Annotated in this window: 14 protein-coding genes, 2 tRNA genes, 1 rRNA gene and 1 pseudogene; 11 read left to right on the top strand and 7 right to left on the bottom strand. The window is 60.5% G+C overall.

Going from position 1 to position 17294, the window contains the following annotated elements; translation table 11 throughout:
* Positions 1–275: 275 nt before the first annotated feature.
* From AYM40_RS05380 to AYM40_RS05365, 4 genes are all read right to left on the bottom strand, one after another.
* Positions 276–351, bottom strand: a tRNA-Ala gene (locus AYM40_RS05380).
* A 91-nt stretch (positions 352–442) separates the two neighbouring features.
* Positions 443–519 (bottom strand) — tRNA-Ile (locus AYM40_RS05375).
* Between the two features lie 64 nt (positions 520–583).
* Positions 584–2114, bottom strand: a 16S ribosomal RNA gene (locus tag AYM40_RS05370).
* A 487-nt stretch (positions 2115–2601) separates the two neighbouring features.
* Complete coding sequence (locus AYM40_RS05365) at positions 2602–3717, bottom strand: AI-2E family transporter (RefSeq protein ID WP_181448407.1); 1116 nt, start codon at positions 3715–3717, stop codon at positions 2602–2604.
* 271 nt (positions 3718–3988) lie between these two features.
* On the opposite strand from AYM40_RS05365, the gene AYM40_RS05360 reads away from it, so the two are divergent.
* From AYM40_RS05360 to AYM40_RS05345, 4 genes are all read left to right on the top strand, one after another.
* Entirely contained in the window at positions 3989–5203 is a 1215-nt protein-coding gene (locus AYM40_RS05360; RefSeq protein WP_063495324.1) for a DUF2863 family protein, read from the top strand.
* A gap of 217 nt (positions 5204–5420) precedes the next feature.
* Positions 5421–6296 carry a response regulator transcription factor gene (locus tag AYM40_RS05355; protein WP_063497848.1) on the top strand — a complete coding sequence of 292 codons (876 nt, stop codon included), beginning with the start codon at positions 5421–5423 and terminating at the stop codon, positions 6294–6296.
* A gap of 112 nt (positions 6297–6408) precedes the next feature.
* Positions 6409–7083 (top strand): energy-coupling factor ABC transporter permease, encoded by a 675-nt coding sequence (locus tag AYM40_RS05350; protein ID WP_063495323.1) that lies wholly within the window; start codon positions 6409–6411, stop codon positions 7081–7083.
* 167 nt (positions 7084–7250) lie between these two features.
* On the top strand, positions 7251–7916 hold the full coding sequence (locus tag AYM40_RS05345; RefSeq protein WP_063495322.1) for a BspC domain-containing protein: 666 nt from the start codon (positions 7251–7253) through the stop codon (positions 7914–7916).
* A 117-nt stretch (positions 7917–8033) separates the two neighbouring features.
* Here the strand turns inward: AYM40_RS05345 and AYM40_RS05340 are convergent, their stop codons facing one another.
* Both AYM40_RS05340 and yaaA read right to left on the bottom strand, forming a co-directional pair.
* Complete coding sequence (locus AYM40_RS05340) at positions 8034–9188, bottom strand: M14 family metallopeptidase (RefSeq protein ID WP_063495321.1); 1155 nt, start codon at positions 9186–9188, stop codon at positions 8034–8036.
* A 34-nt stretch (positions 9189–9222) separates the two neighbouring features.
* Positions 9223–10005: a peroxide stress protein YaaA gene (yaaA, locus tag AYM40_RS05335; protein WP_063495320.1), complete on the bottom strand. Its 783-nt coding sequence runs from the start codon at positions 10003–10005 to the stop codon at positions 9223–9225.
* Positions 10006–10063: 58 nt separating this feature from the next.
* On the opposite strand from yaaA, the gene AYM40_RS05330 reads away from it, so the two are divergent.
* Complete coding sequence (locus AYM40_RS05330) at positions 10064–10552, top strand: putative toxin-antitoxin system toxin component, PIN family (protein WP_063495319.1); 489 nt, start codon at positions 10064–10066, stop codon at positions 10550–10552.
* A 127-nt stretch (positions 10553–10679) separates the two neighbouring features.
* Positions 10680–11852 carry a pyridoxal phosphate-dependent aminotransferase gene (locus tag AYM40_RS05325; RefSeq protein WP_063495318.1) on the top strand — a complete coding sequence of 391 codons (1173 nt, stop codon included), beginning with the start codon at positions 10680–10682 and terminating at the stop codon, positions 11850–11852.
* 109 nt (positions 11853–11961) lie between these two features.
* Here AYM40_RS05325 and AYM40_RS05320 read toward each other — a convergent pair whose 3' ends face one another.
* Positions 11962–12609 (bottom strand): glutathione S-transferase family protein, encoded by a 648-nt coding sequence (locus AYM40_RS05320; protein WP_063495317.1) that lies wholly within the window; start codon positions 12607–12609, stop codon positions 11962–11964.
* A 126-nt stretch (positions 12610–12735) separates the two neighbouring features.
* On the opposite strand from AYM40_RS05320, the pseudogene AYM40_RS05315 reads away from it, so the two are divergent.
* The 5 genes and pseudogenes from AYM40_RS05315 to AYM40_RS05295 all read left to right on the top strand — a co-directional run.
* Positions 12736–13155 (top strand): annotated as a pseudogene (locus AYM40_RS05315) (3-hydroxyacyl-CoA dehydrogenase NAD-binding domain-containing protein); the annotation flags it as partial.
* A 92-nt stretch (positions 13156–13247) separates the two neighbouring features.
* Positions 13248–14036, top strand: coding sequence for an oxepin-CoA hydrolase, alternative type (locus AYM40_RS05310; protein WP_063495315.1), 789 nt, complete (start codon positions 13248–13250; stop codon positions 14034–14036).
* A gap of 21 nt (positions 14037–14057) precedes the next feature.
* Positions 14058–14774, top strand: coding sequence for a histidine phosphatase family protein (locus AYM40_RS05305; RefSeq protein ID WP_063495314.1), 717 nt, complete (start codon positions 14058–14060; stop codon positions 14772–14774).
* A 20-nt stretch (positions 14775–14794) separates the two neighbouring features.
* Positions 14795–15901, top strand: coding sequence for a phosphotransferase (locus AYM40_RS05300; protein WP_063495313.1), 1107 nt, complete (start codon positions 14795–14797; stop codon positions 15899–15901).
* 62 nt (positions 15902–15963) lie between these two features.
* Positions 15964–17223 carry an acyl-CoA dehydrogenase family protein gene (locus AYM40_RS05295; RefSeq protein WP_063495312.1) on the top strand — a complete coding sequence of 420 codons (1260 nt, stop codon included), beginning with the start codon at positions 15964–15966 and terminating at the stop codon, positions 17221–17223.
* Positions 17224–17294 lie beyond the last annotated feature (71 nt).

The raw sequence follows: 17294 nt of genomic DNA, 5'->3' as shown, positions 1-17294 counted from the left end.
GAGTATTCGTGTTGCGCCGTATTCCAAAAGCGATCTTTCGATCACCTTTTCATACATTGATACAATCACAACCCTGATTCACCTACTCGATCACCCATCTCTAAGTGATCTTTCGTGAATCTCTTTACTACTTCTTCCTGATTGTTAAAGAACGACAGCCGATATCGCGGTTGCTATAACCACGTATCACTCTGACTGGCTCAATCGCCAATGCTTGTTTCACTACATCGCAAACGCCTTTCAACGTGCGCTGCAGATAAACCAGCATTGATGATTGGTGGAGGATGACGGGATCGAACCGACGACCCCCTGCTTGCAAAGCAGGTGCTCTCCCAGCTGAGCTAATCCCCCCAACTTAACCATTCAGACTCAAGGTTGATCCGCCCTGCCCCCTTCGGGGATGGGATGCTCGTAAGCGCTAAAGCGCCAACGATCATCGACATGGTGGGTCTGGATGGATTCGAACCATCGACCCCCGCCTTATCAAGACGGTGCTCTAACCAACTGAGCTACAGACCCCTGAGTCTGTCCTGATTCACAGCCGATAAGCGTGAGCGCTCAACGTTCGACACGTTAGCTCGAGAAAGGAGGTGATCCAGCCGCACCTTCCGATACGGCTACCTTGTTACGACTTCACCCCAGTCATGAATCCTACCGTGGTGACCGTCCTCCTTGCGGTTAGACTAGCCACTTCTGGTAAAACCCACTCCCATGGTGTGACGGGCGGTGTGTACAAGACCCGGGAACGTATTCACCGCGGCATGCTGATCCGCGATTACTAGCGATTCCAGCTTCACGCACTCGAGTTGCAGAGTGCGATCCGGACTACGATCGGTTTTCTGGGATTGGCTCCCCCTCGCGGGTTGGCGACCCTCTGTTCCGACCATTGTATGACGTGTGAAGCCCTACCCATAAGGGCCATGAGGACTTGACGTCATCCCCACCTTCCTCCGGTTTGTCACCGGCAGTCTCCCTAGAGTGCTCTTGCGTAGCAACTAGGGACAAGGGTTGCGCTCGTTGCGGGACTTAACCCAACATCTCACGACACGAGCTGACGACAGCCATGCAGCACCTGTGTTACGGCTCCCTTTCGGGCACTCCCACCTCTCAGCAGGATTCCATACATGTCAAGGGTAGGTAAGGTTTTTCGCGTTGCATCGAATTAATCCACATCATCCACCGCTTGTGCGGGTCCCCGTCAATTCCTTTGAGTTTTAATCTTGCGACCGTACTCCCCAGGCGGTCAACTTCACGCGTTAGCTACGTTACTAAGTCAATGAAGACCCAACAACTAGTTGACATCGTTTAGGGCGTGGACTACCAGGGTATCTAATCCTGTTTGCTCCCCACGCTTTCGTGCATGAGCGTCAGTATTGGCCCAGGGGGCTGCCTTCGCCATCGGTATTCCTCCACATCTCTACGCATTTCACTGCTACACGTGGAATTCTACCCCCCTCTGCCATACTCTAGCCCGCCAGTCACAAATGCAGTTCCCAGGTTAAGCCCGGGGATTTCACATCTGTCTTAGCGGACCGCCTGCGCACGCTTTACGCCCAGTAATTCCGATTAACGCTTGCACCCTACGTATTACCGCGGCTGCTGGCACGTAGTTAGCCGGTGCTTATTCTTCCGGTACCGTCATCCCCCCGGGGTATTAACCCAGAGGCTTTCTTTCCGGACAAAAGTGCTTTACAACCCGAAGGCCTTCTTCACACACGCGGCATTGCTGGATCAGGCTTTCGCCCATTGTCCAAAATTCCCCACTGCTGCCTCCCGTAGGAGTCTGGGCCGTGTCTCAGTCCCAGTGTGGCTGGTCGTCCTCTCAGACCAGCTACAGATCGTCGCCTTGGTAGGCCTTTACCCCACCAACTAGCTAATCTGCCATCGGCCGCCCCTGTAGCGGGAGGTCTTGCGATCCCCCCCTTTCCTCCGTAGAGCGTATGCGGTATTAATCCGGCTTTCGCCGGGCTATCCCCCACTACAGGACACGTTCCGATGTATTACTCACCCGTTCGCCACTCGCCACCAGGGTTGCCCCCGTGCTGCCGTTCGACTTGCATGTGTAAGGCATGCCGCCAGCGTTCAATCTGAGCCAGGATCAAACTCTTCAGTTCAAACCTGTTACTGTTTTTCGGTTCAGTTAAGAACCGGTCGCTCACTCAACGTACTGACGAATGATCATCCTGCCGGCGTGAATCCACCCCAGCAGGAAAACCTTCCTTTAATACTAGTGTGAGACTTGATACTTTCGCTTCCCGGCAGACTCCGAAGAATCCACCGGCGCGTCGCACATCAAGCGCCCACACTTATCGGCTGTTAATTTTTAAAGATCGAGTACGCATTCACCACCGAACCGCCGCCAACTTCAACCACCCGGCACCGCTTCGTTCTGCGTCGCTGCATCAGCAGCAGAGAAACGAGATTATGAAGAACTTTCGCTACGCCGTCAACAGGTTTTTCCAACTTTCTCAACCCGCTCACTTTGCGCAAAGCCTTGCCACTACTGGCTCTCCCGCCTCCCGTGCCCCGGTGTCCGAAGCACGAAAGAGCGAGATTCTAGCGAGCCGGGCCGGGCCTTGCAAGCGGTATCTGGAATTTATTTCAAGGTGTCTTTTCTATGCGCCCCGGTTCATCCACAACCGGCACTTCCACGTCGGATGCCAGAGCGCTGGCTGCCGGGGCGCCGATCGTCCAATCGTGCAGCACGGTATATGCAACCGCCAGCAACGTTGGGCCGATGAAAACACCAAGGAAACCGAAAGCAAATGCACCGCCCAAGATACCCAGCATCACCAGGATCAACGGCATGTCGCTACTCTTACCGATCAGGATCGGCTTGATGACGTTGTCGGACATGCCGACGACCAACACGCCCCATACAACAAGAAAGATCGCCCACCCAGTTGCGCCGCCGTGATAGAGCCAGATCGCCGCGGGCAACCAGACGACGACCGGGCCGCCCGGTATCACTGACAGGAAGAACGTCGCCAGTCCAAGCAGCGCCGGCGCCGGGACGCCCGCAATCCAGCACCCGAAGCCGGCAAGAATGCCTTGCACAAGCGCCGTACCGAGGATTCCGTAGACCACGCCCTTCACCGTGCTGCCCGCCAACGTCAGCAAGTAATCGGCGCGTTCGCCGGCGATGCGCCGCATGCCCGCCCTCAGCCAAGCCGCCGCGCCCTCCCCTCCGGTATAAAAGAAGAACGCGAGCACGATACTCAGCGCCAACAATCCCAAACCATGCGTAACGGCGATCGCAGCCGCCAGAATCCACTTCCCAGCCGGCGCCGCAAGTGCACGCGTTTGCGCGATCAGTTCAGAGTTGCTACTCGTTACATTCGCCCAAAACGTCTCGATGTTCGAGCCAATCAGCGGGATTCGCCCCACCCACGGCGGTAAATCCGGCAAGCCAGCCTCGAAAAGCCTCTGCACCAGCGCGACGATGTCGTGAACATGCGCACCGAAAGCAAAGCCCGCATAGACGAACGGACCAAGCACCACAACCAGAATGATGAGCACGATCAACGTCGCGGCCAGCTTCCGCCGGCCCCCGACTGCCATAGTGAGCCGCCGGTACAAACCCCATGAGCTATAACTGAGGATGGCGCCCCACAGCAGCGCGGTCGTAAAAGGCGCAAGCACCAGCAGGGAGCCACCGACCAATATGATCAATGCGAACACTGCGGCGAGACGTTCAATCAGTTGGTCCGATTTCACTATGAATCTCCTGTTGTGCCAGACCACAGCGACGAATAGGCATATGCTTGCCAAGCGCCCATTGAAGGCAGTCAGTATAGAAGCGGGGCACGCCCCCGGGCACGTCTTATATCATCCGGCCAAGACGCCACGCAACGCATCTGATGGCGCCTGCAACAGGCTTATTTTTGATGCGAAAATGTCCCAATCCATCCGGCATAGCCAGCCAAATAATATGGCAGCATAGAAAAGACTAGAATATAAGGTTCTGTGCCCCTTAATTTCCGGATTTATGCGCTCGCGAATCGCCAAACGTCTCCCCCCCGATGCCGACAAGCTTGTCGGTCTTTCACTCGCGCTTTTCGCGTCGGGCAGCCGCACCGAAGACCGCTTCTGGGAAGCGAAGCTCGATGCGCTGCTGACCAAGATCGTCCGCAACGCCAACCAGACAACGCTGGACGCCGCGCTCGACCATCTGCAGCAGAATCATCCTGATGCCTACGGCGCACTCGCCGACATGGCGGAAACGCACAGCGAGTCGTTCATCGTCGAACATGAAGGCGTTCCTTACGAAGCGCTGCTGATTGCCGCGCCGGTGCTGGCATGGACTCGCTACATGATTCCTTCAGGTCCGCTCAAAGCGGACGCGGCCGACGCGCTGCGCGCACACCTGCAGGCGCACGTACTCGCGGCCAATACGCGTGTGGCCATGGTGCCGTTCCTTTACAGCATCGACCAACTGCCGCGTCACCACGTCGAGACCTGGCGTATTGCCCAGCAACTCGCTCAGGCAGCCATGGCTGGCGGCAACGTCAAACTCAATTTTGGCGAACTGCCGGAAACTTCACCAATCCTGGCCGACCCGCGCTTTCTGCTGGCTGTGGTCGCGGCGCCGGTGGGCGAGCCGGCATTTCGCTGGCAGGAAGAAGAGAACGGCAGCCGGATCGAGCGCGGCCAATGCCTCGAACAATGGGCAACGCAAGGCGGCGCCAATCTGTCACTGGTGCTGCCCGGATGTGAATTCGAGTGTCTGCTGCCGGATGCCTATTATTCAGCCTGCCGCGACGCCGACGAAAGCGTGCGCCCTCACACGGTACGTACCGCCGTGCGTTATCTGTTCGACACAATCGGTGCGGCGCCACAGGAGTTGCGCGCGGTTGTCGCGGGCTTCGGCGAACGCCGTATCGACGAATACCGCGTCGGCTTCACGCGCCGGGGCAGCAATGATGTGATCTACGGCGTCGTGTGGCCGCTTTACGGCCGCGAGAACGGCGAGCCCGGCATCGACGAAGAACCGCAAGAGACCGCTGCGTCAGACGATCCGCTTGAAGAAATCGTCGCATTGCTCAAGGAAACCGGTGTGACAGATGTGCGCCGCCACGCGGGCCGCTTCGAGCCGGAATATTGTGATGACTGCGGCGTCCCCCTCTATGCGGACCCGCTCGGCGAAATCGTCCACGCCGAAATGCCGGAGGACGCGGAACCCGCGCAACCGCATTTCCACTGATCCACCGGCGCCGGCGTCATTGCGCCGCACCGTCGACATCAGGAAGCCCCGCCGCGCGCGGGGCTTTTTTACGTCATTCCTCCTATGCCTTTTGGACAGGCGGTCAAAACGAAGGGAATTTGTCATCATGGTGCCGGTGGTGCATCGTAATGTGCCCGGCACCCTCGCCGGCCCGCACGCATCGCGCGACCTCGCCCGATTCATCTGGAGACATGGCATGCGATTCTCAATACTCAACTCAGACGCGGAACGACGCGATGGACTCAAAGCACTGCTGCGGCAAATCGACCGTCTAGCGCGCTTTAACGAAGCACAGGACTGGCGTCAGGTTGAACGTACGCTCAAGCGCCTGCGGCCCGACCTGCTCGTGATCGACTGGCAGGACTGGATGTCGGTTGACGATACCCGTCATCTGCTCAGCCACTACCCAGACCTGCGCATTGCAGTGCTGACCGACGAGGTCTCTCCAACTGCCGTGCGGGACCTGATGGACGAGGGTGTGCTCGGCGTGGTTCCGCGCGAAACCGACCCGTGCCTGATCGTGCGCGCTTTCGAGATGGTTCTGCTGGGCGGTCACTATGTGCCGCCCGGTGCGCTGGCGCTCAGCCCTCCGCTACCGCCGGATGCCGCCATCCGGCCGTTCGACGAAAAAAGTCCGCCGCCGCGCCGGACCAAACTTTCCAACGGCCTGTCGCCTCGCCAGGAGCAGATCATGCGCTGCGTCCACATGGGCAGCACCAACAAGATGATCGCGCGCACGCTCGGCATCAGTGAAGGCACCGTCAAGATCCACCTGACCAGCATATTTCAGCAACTCGGCGCGCCAAATCGTGCCGCCGCGGTCGCGCTCTACAACGGCTGGCTGTCGGCTCATTTGCAAGTACTGCGCAACGATGACAAAGGTCCGGTTCGTCCGGTAATGGGCCAAGCCGGCGTGGTGCCATTGCGGCGCCGCACGCCGCGGCGCTTCCAGTACCCGTTACCGGCGAACGACGCGGCCGACACGCTGCCAATGGCGGCCGAACCAAGCACGCCTTACGGCGACGCACCCCCCGGGTTGGCGGCGGAACAGGTCACGCAAGATTCGGCGTAACGTCAACCGGCGCCCGCGCCAGAATCGGGACGCGCAATTTCTGGCAGCGTTCGCGCCGGCTGGCATGGAATCCGCTCACACCTTTTCTCGTCCAACGAGTAATATGAGAATCATGGGTTTCCTCTACACACCGCTTCCGTTCTGGGTCGCTGTCGGTGGCTGGATCGCCACTGCGATAGTGGTCGCGCTCGCGCTCTGGAAAAATCCTTTCAAACGACTTCAGGACGGCACACTCCAGCATGTCTGGCTCGCGATCATCGTCGCGGTGTCGGTGCTGTGGGCGAGCAACGCGTGGCTCGACGATGGCACTGTCATGCATCTGCTTGGCGCCACGCTGGTCGTCACATTATTCGATTGGGCGCTGGCGCTGATCGCCATGGCGATAGTCACCGGTCTTGCCGCCGTCGTCTTCGACGCCCCCTGGCAGGGCATTGCGCTGACTTTCCTCGTGTTCGGTGCGCTGCCTGTCGGCATCTCGACCTTGATCCAGCGCGCCAGCATCGCCTGGCTGCCGCGCAACCTCTTCATGTTCATCTTCGGCCAGGGTTTTGTCTCACCCGCCATTGCCGTGTCGCTCACGGCGGCCGCGGCACTCGGCGTTCACATTGCGCTCGCCGACGGCTCGATGACCGTGGTGCCGGTCGGCTACGCGTTCAGCGTGCTTCTGCTAGCCACCGGCGAGGCCTGGTTCACAGGCATGTCGACGGCATTGATCGCGGTCTACCGCCCGGCGTGGGTGACCACTTATGATGTGCGTCGATATCGATTGGGCGGGCCACGCACCTGACACAGACGCGGCATCGAGCACGTATCTGTGGCAATCGGCCATCCCGGCACATAAAACGCCTGAATCCAAGCACCACGACAGGACAAAATATTTGTGTCAGGATTGAACTCATCCCTCTCGCCGGGCATCTTACGTGCCTCATGTCTCATTAGCGTCTAACAAACTAGATGGATCGCACCAACGTACTGCGCCGATTGCTGCGGTTGGTCGGTCGGTTAGCAACATTTGCAGCGGGTCTCTCGCTCATTTGCACTGCTCCCGCATATGCCGATCAACTCGAACAGCACAACGATCTCGTCAACAGATTTGTCAATGACATGCATGCAGACCCGCTAGTCGCGGACTGCGCTGCTCATGGCAACTTTGTTGCAAGCACATCGACCGCCTTCGACCATGTCGAATTTCCCCCCAGCTCCTTCGACAGCGCGCATGCGTCGGTCACCCCTTGGAACGATTCGTTCGACGAGGGCAAGCAGCGCGTCAAGGTGGACAACATCGTTATCGTCGAGGGCCTCGGTATCCGCCAGAACGGCGACGGAGATCCAGCCGATCTCAAGTTCCGCTGCGGCTACGTGGGCGCCCGGATGCTGGCGTTCAGCTGGAACGATCCGGTGCCGCCGGCCCGTGCGCATCAATCCGGCTCGACCGGATCGCAAGCGTCTTCGGGCAAGCATAAGAGCGTGAAGGGCAAGCACTCGGCTAGTGGCAAAACTACGAAGAACGCGGCCGGGAAGTCCTCGAAGGCAAGCGCAGGGAAATCTTCGAGAGCGACCTCCAGCAAATCTTCGAGCAAATCGACCGCGAAGAAGCACCCGGCGAAAAAGACTCAATAACGAGCATAACCCGTGGCCGTTTCAACTGACCCACGCCGCGGGCCATGCCGGCACCCCCCAAAAAAACGGGGCACACACTTCCAAAGTGTGTGCCCCGTTTTTTTATACAGCGTCCGGTCAGGCGAACGTCTCCACGTGCCGCAAGATCGCTTGCAGCATGGCGGCGCCCAGAGACGCGCTACGCTCGCCGTTCCAACCCACCCGCTCATCCGGCAGATTGGCGTTGTCCTTGAACGGCATCTCCAGGGTCAACGACAGACAGCCGAATTCGTTACCGATGTATTTTGAAGCGAGTTTGAGCGCGTCCTCACGATACTTGCTCGCGGCGTAGCCATACTTGTCCTGGAAGTCAGGACTCGCATGCTTGAATGCTTCGATGAACGCTTTCTGCTCCTCTGCCTGCCGCTCCGTGAAACCCGGCAGCATTTCGGAGCCGGCCACAAACACGTACGGCAGTGCCTCGTCGCCGTGGATATCGAAAAAAAGGTCACAACCGGTCGCGTGAATTGCGTCACGCACCACCAGCACCTCAGGACTGCGCGCGGCATCCGGCTCCATCCATTCGCGGTTCAGGTTCGCGCCCGTCGCGTTGGTGCGCAGATTGCCGTGCACGCTGCCATCCGGATTCATGTTCGGCACAATGTAGAACACCGCGTGATCGTAGAGCTTGCGCGCCACCGGATCGCCCGCCCAATCGCCCCAACCCGCGAGACGCTTGACGAGACCTTCGATAAACCATTCGGCCATCGTCTCGCCAGGATGCTGGCGCGCGATCAGCCAGATCTTCTTCTTGGGTGTATCGCCAGTTTGTGGCGTGCCCAGCGTCAGCAGCGACATCGGCCGGCCTTCGAAGGTCTTGCCCAACTCCGTAAGCGTGGCCTGCGGCATCTGCTGGACCGCGCCGAGAAATTCCGAGTGACGTTCTTCGCTATACGGCTCGAAATACGCGTAGTAGATGCGGTCGAAATCCGGCGTGTGGTCGATCGTCAACACACGGCCGTCGTAGGAAGTCGGCACGCGGAACCAGTTCACCCGGTCATAGCTCGCCACCGCCTGATAGTCGCGCCAGCCTTCGGCGAAAGCGCACGCCGCGGCATTTTCAAAGGTCATCACGCAGCGCTCGCCGGCCGCGCCGGATAGACGGAAATAAAACCACTGCGCGAACTCGGCGTGACTGTCGGGCCGCACGCGCAGACGGATGTTGCCAGCGTCTTCGCAGGCCAGCACTTCGATCGCGCCTGAGTCAAAGTTGCTCGTAATCGATAATGTCATGATGTTTTTCCCTGCTTGTGTGCGCCGCATTCGCTTAGTCAGCGATACGGCGGCGGAATACGTAAGTGGAATCGTTCGAGGCCTCGGCGTTGAACGCGTAGCCTTCGGAGTCGAAGTCCTTCAGTTGTTCGGGCTTGTCGAGACGGTTTTCGACCGCGTAGCGCGCCATCAGGCCGCGCGCGCGCTTTGCGTGGAAGCTGATGATTTTGTAGCGGCCGCCCTTCCAGTCTTCAAACACGGGTGTAACGATCGGCGCTTCGAGCAGCTTGGGTTTGACTGACTTGAAGTACTCACCGGAAGCGCAGTTGATCAGCACTCGCGAGGCGGCAGCTTTCTTCTTCAGTTGCGCGTTCAAAGCCTGCGTGATCCGTTCGCCCCAGAACGCGTACAGATCCTTGCCGCGCGTATTGGCAAAGCGCGTGCCCATTTCGAGGCGGTACGGTTGCAGCAGATCGAGCGGGCGCAGCAATCCATACAGGCCTGAAAGCACGCGCACGTGATTCTGCGCGTAATCCAGATCGGCCGGCTTCAACGTCCTGGCGTTGAAGCCTTCGTACACATCGCCGTTGAACGCGAGCACCGCCTGCTTGGCGTTGTGCGTGCCGAAACTGGGCGACCATTCCGCGTAACGCTGGAAATTGAGGTGTGCAAGCTGATCGGAAATGCTCATCAGCGAGCCAATCTGCTGCGGAGACAAAAGGCGCAATCCGCCGATCAATTCGGCCGCATCGTCGACGAAATCGGGGATCGTGTGCTGTTTGACGTGCGCGGGGGTTTCGTAGTCGAGCGATTTCGCCGGCGACAGAACGATTATCATAGAGGCCTTGCAGGCACGCCGTGCCTGGCGGTCAAAGACGAAAGCCAGATTGTAACGAATGCCCGGTTCCCATGCCTCACACGGCGCTTTGCGCGTCGTTCTCGATTCCAATGTCTGGATCGATATTCTCGTGTTCGACGATCCGCACACGCGGCCGATTCGCGCCGCGCTCGAAACCGGCGCGCTCGCCGCGCTGATCGATGCGCGCTGCCTCGCCGAACTCACCTACGTGCTCGACTATCCGCAATTCGTGCATCGCAATGTGGACAAGGCAGCGGCGCTTGCCGTCGTTGCGCGCCTCGCACAGTTGGTCGAACCCGCTGCACCCGCGGAAGATGCCAGGCCGTTGCCCAAATGCAAAGACCGCGACGACCAGAAATTCCTCGAACTCGCGCACGCCGCGCAGGCCGACTGGCTGGTATCGAAAGATCGCGCAGTGTTGAAACTCGCCAAGCGGATTGCGCGTGACTTCGGTTTCCAGATTGCGCAGCCGGCGCCGTTCGTCAGCGCCTGCATGAACGCGGAAAACGAGCCAGCGCCCGTATGACCCCTGGCCGGATGGCCAACGTCGGGCCGACTGCGCGCACGCAGCGCCACGATTCCCTACAATCAGGCATCGTCCTTTTCGAACGACGTCTTTCGCCAATTCACTCGACCACGCTCCGGACAGCGCCATGAATGCACCGCACGACACGCCCATGAGTCCCTCGTTTCCGTCCCGCCTGCCGGACGTCGGCACGACGATTTTCACTGTAATGAGCGCGCTCGCCGCCGAAAAAGGCGCGGTGAACCTCGGCCAGGGCTTTCCCGACTTTGGCTGCGATCCCCGCATTGTCGACGCGGTCGCGAACGCCATGCGCGACGGCCACAATCAATACCCGCCGATGGCCGGCGCCGCGCCGCTGCGTCAGGCGATTTCGGACAAGATCGCGAACCTGTACGGCCGCCGCTATGACGCCACCAGCGAGATCACCGTGACGGCAGGCGCCACGCAGGCGCTGCTGACCGCGATTCTCTGCACCGTGCATCCGGGCGACGAAGTGATCGTGGTCGAGCCGACCTACGACAGCTACCTGCCGTCGATCGAGCTAGCCGGCGGCAAGCCGGTCTTCGTCACGCTCGACGCGCCCGACTTTACGATTCCGTTCGACAAGCTCGCCGCCGCGATCACGCCGAAAACACGGCTCCTGCTGATCAACACGCCTCATAACCCGACGGGTACGGTCTGGCGCGCGGAAGACATGCGCAAGCTCGAAGAAATCGTGCGCGGCACCAACGTGCTGATTCTGTCCGACGAAGTCTATGAACACATGGTGTATGACGGCGCGCCTCACGAAAGCGTTGCGCGCTACCCGGAACTCGCGCAGCGCAGTTTCGTGGTGTCGAGCTTCGGCAAGACCTATCACGTCACCGGCTGGAAAGTCGGCTACGTAGCCGCACCCGCCGCGCTCACTGCCGAATTCCGCAAAGTGCATCAGTTCAACGTGTTCACGGTCAACACGCCGATGCAGGTCGGCCTCGCCGATTACATGAAGGATCCAGCACCGTATCTGGATCTCCCCGCGTTTTATCAGAAGAAACGCGACTTCTTCCGCGCAGGCCTCGAGAATTCACGCTTCAGGCTGCTGCCGTGCACGGGCACATACTTTCAGTGCGTCGACTATTCGGCGATCAGCGATCTGCCCGAAGCCGAATTCGCACAATGGCTGACCGGCGAGATCGGTGTCGCGGCGATTCCGGTGTCGGCGTTCTATCACGAGGCACATGAATCGGGCGTGGTGCGCTTCTGCTTTGCCAAGCAGGAAACCACACTCGCCACCGCGCTCGACCGGCTGGCGCGGCTCTAGGACGCCCCGCGAGATGCTGCGAACGAACCCACGTTCCTCGCCATCGCGCGCAGCGGCCCACGCGTGCGTTGCGCGCCCGAAATCACGTCGCCCGCAATACTGCTGCGCGTCAGGCCGGACGCGAGGCCGCGATATACGCCTTACGATCTTCGGTCACGCGCTGCGCGGCCGGCCGGGCCTTGATTGCCTTCACATAGCTTTTCCAGTCCACGCCGGCGTCGAGCAGGAAGTCGCGGCCGTAGATGGTCTGCGTCGCCATGCCGACCAGCGGCAAGCTCACATAACCTGCTGCGTCGGCGACACTGAAACGCTCGCCGCTCAAATACGGCCCGAATTTCGCGATCCGCCTGAAGCCGAGGACGTGACGCGCGAGCAGCTTCTCGACGCGCCCCTTGGTCGCGTCAGTCACGGTGCCGCCGAAGAACGCTTCCTTGTAGAGATTGCGCGCGGTCAGTTCGAGGTGCACATCCACGAAGGTGATCAACTCGCGCTCCTTGGCCGCTTCCCACGGGTCTGCGGCGAAAATCGCCTTGTCGGGAAAACGCGCGGCCAAATACTCGACGATGCATTGCGATTCGCACAGATCGCCGTGCTCGGTCTGGATATAGGGCACCTTGCCGAGCGGAGAATGCTCGAGCATCGTCTCTTCCTGGCTCGGCAGCACGAACACTTCCTCGAACGGAATGCCGTGTTCGAGCAGCACGAACTTCACCTTGTTGTAATAGTTAGAGAGCGCGAAACCGCACAGCTTGATCATTCGGGGTCTCCTTCCTTCGGATTGTTTGAGACCGCTCGTCAAAATCAAAGCAGCGGTCTTCGATCAATCGTCCAGTAAATTGCACGATCGTGCTATTCTAAAATAACCACGGAGTCGAACATCGCAATGACCTCTCGCAATTTCAGTATCGAAACTATCGACATTGTCGGAACTGGTGCAATGGGCCGTGGCATTGCTCAGATTGCCGCGCTGGCGGGCCTCACCGTACGTCTTTACGACACGAATCCCGCCGCGATCGGCGCCGCGCGCGACTACCTTGCCGAGACTTTCGCCAAATTGACCGCCAAAGGCAAGCTCGACCAAGCCCGCTCGCTCGCCGCGCTGGCGAACGTGAGCGGCGCGCAGGTCATCGGCGATCTGGCCGATTGCGATCTGGTCGTCGAGGCGATTGTCGAAAAGCTCGATGTGAAGCAAGCCCTCTTTCGCGAACTCGAAACGGTGGTGAGCGGCCGGTGCGTGCTGGCGTCGAACACCTCGTCGTTGTCGATTACGGCGATTGCAGCGGGCTGCACGAATCCGTCGCGCTATCGTCCGTCGCCCTGGCTTACACGGCGCGCGCAACCTGGCCTGTCGCTGACGCAACGCGACGCCGCCGACACTCAAACGGAGACACAACAATGAGCGCAGAACTGCTGACCTCACGCCCGACCGAAAGCGAATCGACGCTGGTCCTTACGCTGTCGAACCCCGGCGCACGCAATGCGCTGCATCCGGACATGTATGCCGCGGGCATCGAGGCGCTCGAATCGGTCGAGCGCGATCCGTCGATCCGCGCCGTCGTGATTACCGGCGCGGACAATTTCTTTTGTGCCGGCGGCAATCTGAACCGCTTGCTGGAAAACCGCGCGAAAGATCCGTCGGTGCAGGCGGAGAGCATTGAGCTGCTCGGCGAATGGATTTCGGCGCTGCGTCTGTCGTCGAAGCCGGTGATCGCCGCTGTTGACGGCGCCGCAGCCGGCGCAGGATTTTCATTGGCACTCGCGTGCGATCTAATCGTCGCAGCGGAAGACGCCAAATTCGTGATGTCGTATGCGCGCGTCGGTCTCACGCCCGATGGTGGCGGTTCGTGGTTTCTCGCGCAAGCCTTGCCGCGGCAGCTCGCGACCGAAGTGCTGATCGAAGGCAAACCGATCGGCGCCACGCGTCTGCACGATCTCGGCGTCGTCAACAAACTCGCGAAGACCGGCACCGTGCGCGACACCGCTGTCGCCTGGGCCGACGAGCTCGGCAGGATTTCGCCGAATTCGGTCGCGCGCATCAAGGGGCTCATCGGCGAGGCCGGCGCACAGCCGCTCGCTGAACATCTGGTCGCCGAACGCGACAGCTTCGTCGCCTCGCTACACCATCGCGACGGACTCGAAGGAATTTCCGCGTTCCTCGAAAAACGCGCTCCGGTCTACAAGTGAACATCCGTGAACGAAGGGACAATGCCTGACTATCAACTCCCCAAGCGCCGCCGCATCTTCCTGATGCGTCACGGCGACGTGACCTACTTCGACGACTCCGGCCGCGCGATCGACCCTGAAACCGTGCCGTTGAACGCGAACGGCCGCGAGCAGGCAAGCGCGGCAGGCCGCGTGTTCGCCGGACAGCAAGTCCGGTTCGATCGGGTGATCGTGAGCGGCTTACCGCGCACGGTCGAAACCGCGCAACGTGTGCTGGCCGAGACCGGTCAGCAGATCGGCCTCGACATCGAGCCCGCATGGCAGGAAATTCGCGGCGGCAAGCTCAGCAACATTCCGCCGCAGGATATCGAAGCGGCATTTCTCGGCGTGTTCGACGGCATCGTGCCGGAAAGCACGCGCTTTCTCGACGGCGAAACCATCGGCGCGTTGTTCGACCGCGTGTTGCCCGCGGTGGCGGCGTTGCGCGAGGACACGTCATGGGACACCGTGCTGCTAGTGCTGCACGGCGGCGTGAATCGCGCGATTCTGTCGCATGCGCTCACCGCCGGCGGCCGTACGTTCTTCGGCCATCTGGCGCAAGCCACCGGTTGCATCAACGCGCTCGACGTCGGCGCCGCGCCGCGCGACTGGGTGCTGCGCACGATCAACTATTCACCGCCGTCGCCGCTGCACCGCGACGTTCGCAATACCACGATGGAAATGCTCTACGCACAATTCATTCAGTACACGCACAGCTGAACCCAAACTGGAGGAGACATATGGTGCAAGCCACACAGATAGGCGAACCAGAACACAAACCAGATTACTCGGCCTTCGAGGGCACGCGTCCGGTCAACGAGCGGCAACGCTTCGACAGCGACGCGCTCGCCGCGTGGCTAACCCGGCATGTGGATGGGTTTTCCGGACCGCTCACGTTGGAGCAATTCGCCGGTGGCCAGTCGAATCCCACCTTCAAACTCGTCACCCCGTCGCGCTCGTATGTGATGCGCGCGAAGCCCGGGCCGGCCGCGAAGTTACTGCCCTCGGCGCACGCCGTCGAACGCGAATACCGCGTGATGCATGCACTTGCCGATACCGACGTGCCGGTCGCGAATATGCACGCCTTGTGCGAAGACGAAAGCGTAATCGGCCGGGCGTTCTACGTGATGGAGTTCGTCGAAGGCCGCGTGCTGTGGGACCAGTCTTTGCCCGGCATGACGCCTGCGGAGCGCACGGCGATTTACGACGAAATGAATCGCGTGATCGCCGCGCTGCATAGCGCCGACGTCGCTGCAATCGGCCTTGCCGACTACGGCAAACCGGGCAACTACTTCGCACGCCAGATCGGCCGTTGGAGCAAGCAGTACATCGCGTCCGAAACCGAACCGATCGACGCGATGCAGCGCCTGATCGAATGGCTGCCGCAGCATATGCCGGCGGGAACAAGCGAGCGCGCCTCGGTCGTGCATGGCGACTACCGGCTCGACAATCTGATCTTCCATCCCACCGAACCGCGCGTACTTGCGGTACTCGACTGGGAACTGTCAACGCTCGGGGACCCGCTCGCCGACTTCGCTTATCACTGCATGGCGTGGCACGTCGATCCGGCGCAATTCCGCGGCATTGCGGGTCTCGATTGGGCGGCCCTCGGCATTCCCGACGAAGCGCAGTACGTCGAGCGCTATTGCAAGCGCACGGGCTTCGAGATTCACGGCGACTGGAATTTCTATCTGGCGTACAACATGTTCCGCATCGCCGCCATCCTGCAAGGGATCATGAAACGGGTGGTCGACGGCACGGCGGCCAACGCTCAGGCACTCGATGCCGGCCGTCGCGCCAAGCCGATGGCCGAACTCGCCTGGCGCTACGCGCAGAAGGTGCGCTAAGCAAATCGGCACACCTGGCTGCGCTCCCGAACAAACGTCATTCGTCATCCGCGAGGTCATACATGAATTTCGATTACACCCCGAAGGTTCAGGCGCTGCGCGAGAAACTGCTCGCCTTCTTCGACGAGCACATCTATCCGAACGAGCAGGCGTTCTACGCCGAAATCGCACGCAATCGTCAGAACGGCAACGCGTGGCTGCCGACTGAACTGATCGAGGAACTGAAACAGAAGGCGCGCGACGCCGGCTTGTGGAACCTGTTCCTGCCTGAATCCGTACGCGGTGCCGGTCTGACGAATCTTGAATACGCGCCACTGTGCGAAATCATGGGCCGCGTGCCCTGGGCGCCGGAAGTGTTCAACTGCAACGCACCCGACACCGGCAACATGGAAACGATCGAGCGCTATGGCAGCGACGACAACAAGCGCGAATGGCTCGAACCCCTGCTGCAAGGGCACATCCGCTCGGCGTTTCTGATGACCGAGCCGGAAGTGGCGTCGTCGGACGCGACCAATATCCAGACGAGCATCGTGCGCGATGGCGACTCCTACGTAATCAACGGCCGCAAGTGGTGGTCGTCCGGTGCGGGGGATCCGCGCTGCAAGGTCTACATCGTGATGGGCAAGACCGATCCTGAGGCGCCACGCCACGCGCAGCAGTCGATGATTCTGGTCCCCGCCGATGCTACCGGCATCACCGTGAACCGCCCTCTCACCGTATTTGGCTACGACGACGCGCCGCACGGCCACATGGAAATCACGCTCGACAATGTGCGCGTGCCGGCCACCAACATGCTGCTCGGCGAAGGACGCGGCTTCGAAATCGCTCAAGGGCGCCTCGGACCGGGACGCATCCACCATTGCATGCGTTTGATCGGCCTCGCCGAGCGAGCGCTCGAACTCATGGCGAAACGCTCCATGCAACGCGTGGCTTTCGGTAAGCCGGTTGCCGCGCAAGGCGTCACACAGGAGCGCCTGGCCGAAGCGCGTTGCATGATCGAACAGGCGCGACTGCTGACGCTGAAGACCGCGTACATGATGGACACGGTCGGCAACAAGGGCGCGCGCGGCGAGATCGCCATGATCAAGGTAGTCGCACCGAATATGGCATGCCAGGTGATCGACTGGGCGATCCAGGCGCACGGCGGCGGCGGCGTCAGCGACGATTTTCCGTTAGCGTATGCGTATGCATCCGCACGGACATTACGCTTCGCCGATGGGCCCGACGAAGTGCACCGCAACGCGATCGCAAAGCTTGAACTGGCGCGCTACATGGATGCGGGCGCGGCGGCTCGCGTCGAAACGCCGATCACACGGGTTTGAGCGCTTGATTGCTTGAGAGGGTGTTCGAGGTTAGCTTCGCGGCGGTTGATTGCCCCGCGAAGCCGAGACTG

The sequence above is a fragment of the Paraburkholderia phytofirmans OLGA172 genome, from assembly GCF_001634365.1.
Taxonomy (GTDB): domain Bacteria; phylum Pseudomonadota; class Gammaproteobacteria; order Burkholderiales; family Burkholderiaceae; genus Paraburkholderia.
The sequence above is the reverse complement of the archived record's forward strand: the minus strand, read 5'-3'. Positions and strand labels throughout refer to the sequence as shown.

Coding starts and splice junctions, on each gene's coding strand:
- AYM40_RS05295 (WP_063495312.1), top strand. CDS start 15,964: ATGAATTTCGATTACACCCCGAAGGTTCAGGCGCTGCGCGAGAAACTG.
- AYM40_RS05320 (WP_063495317.1), bottom strand. CDS start 12,609: ATGATCAAGCTGTGCGGTTTCGCGCTCTCTAACTATTACAACAAGGTG.
- AYM40_RS05360 (WP_063495324.1), top strand. CDS start 3,989: ATGCGCTCGCGAATCGCCAAACGTCTCCCCCCCGATGCCGACAAGCTT.
- AYM40_RS05300 (WP_063495313.1), top strand. CDS start 14,795: ATGGTGCAAGCCACACAGATAGGCGAACCAGAACACAAACCAGATTAC.
- AYM40_RS05305 (WP_063495314.1), top strand. CDS start 14,058: ATGCCTGACTATCAACTCCCCAAGCGCCGCCGCATCTTCCTGATGCGT.
- AYM40_RS05350 (WP_063495323.1), top strand. CDS start 6,409: ATGGGTTTCCTCTACACACCGCTTCCGTTCTGGGTCGCTGTCGGTGGC.
- AYM40_RS05310 (WP_063495315.1), top strand. CDS start 13,248: ATGAGCGCAGAACTGCTGACCTCACGCCCGACCGAAAGCGAATCGACG.
- yaaA (WP_063495320.1), bottom strand. CDS start 10,005: ATGATAATCGTTCTGTCGCCGGCGAAATCGCTCGACTACGAAACCCCC.
- AYM40_RS05325 (WP_063495318.1), top strand. CDS start 10,680: ATGAATGCACCGCACGACACGCCCATGAGTCCCTCGTTTCCGTCCCGC.
- AYM40_RS05330 (WP_063495319.1), top strand. CDS start 10,064: ATGCCCGGTTCCCATGCCTCACACGGCGCTTTGCGCGTCGTTCTCGAT.
- AYM40_RS05355 (WP_063497848.1), top strand. CDS start 5,421: ATGCGATTCTCAATACTCAACTCAGACGCGGAACGACGCGATGGACTC.
- AYM40_RS05345 (WP_063495322.1), top strand. CDS start 7,251: ATGGATCGCACCAACGTACTGCGCCGATTGCTGCGGTTGGTCGGTCGG.
- AYM40_RS05340 (WP_063495321.1), bottom strand. CDS start 9,188: ATGACATTATCGATTACGAGCAACTTTGACTCAGGCGCGATCGAAGTG.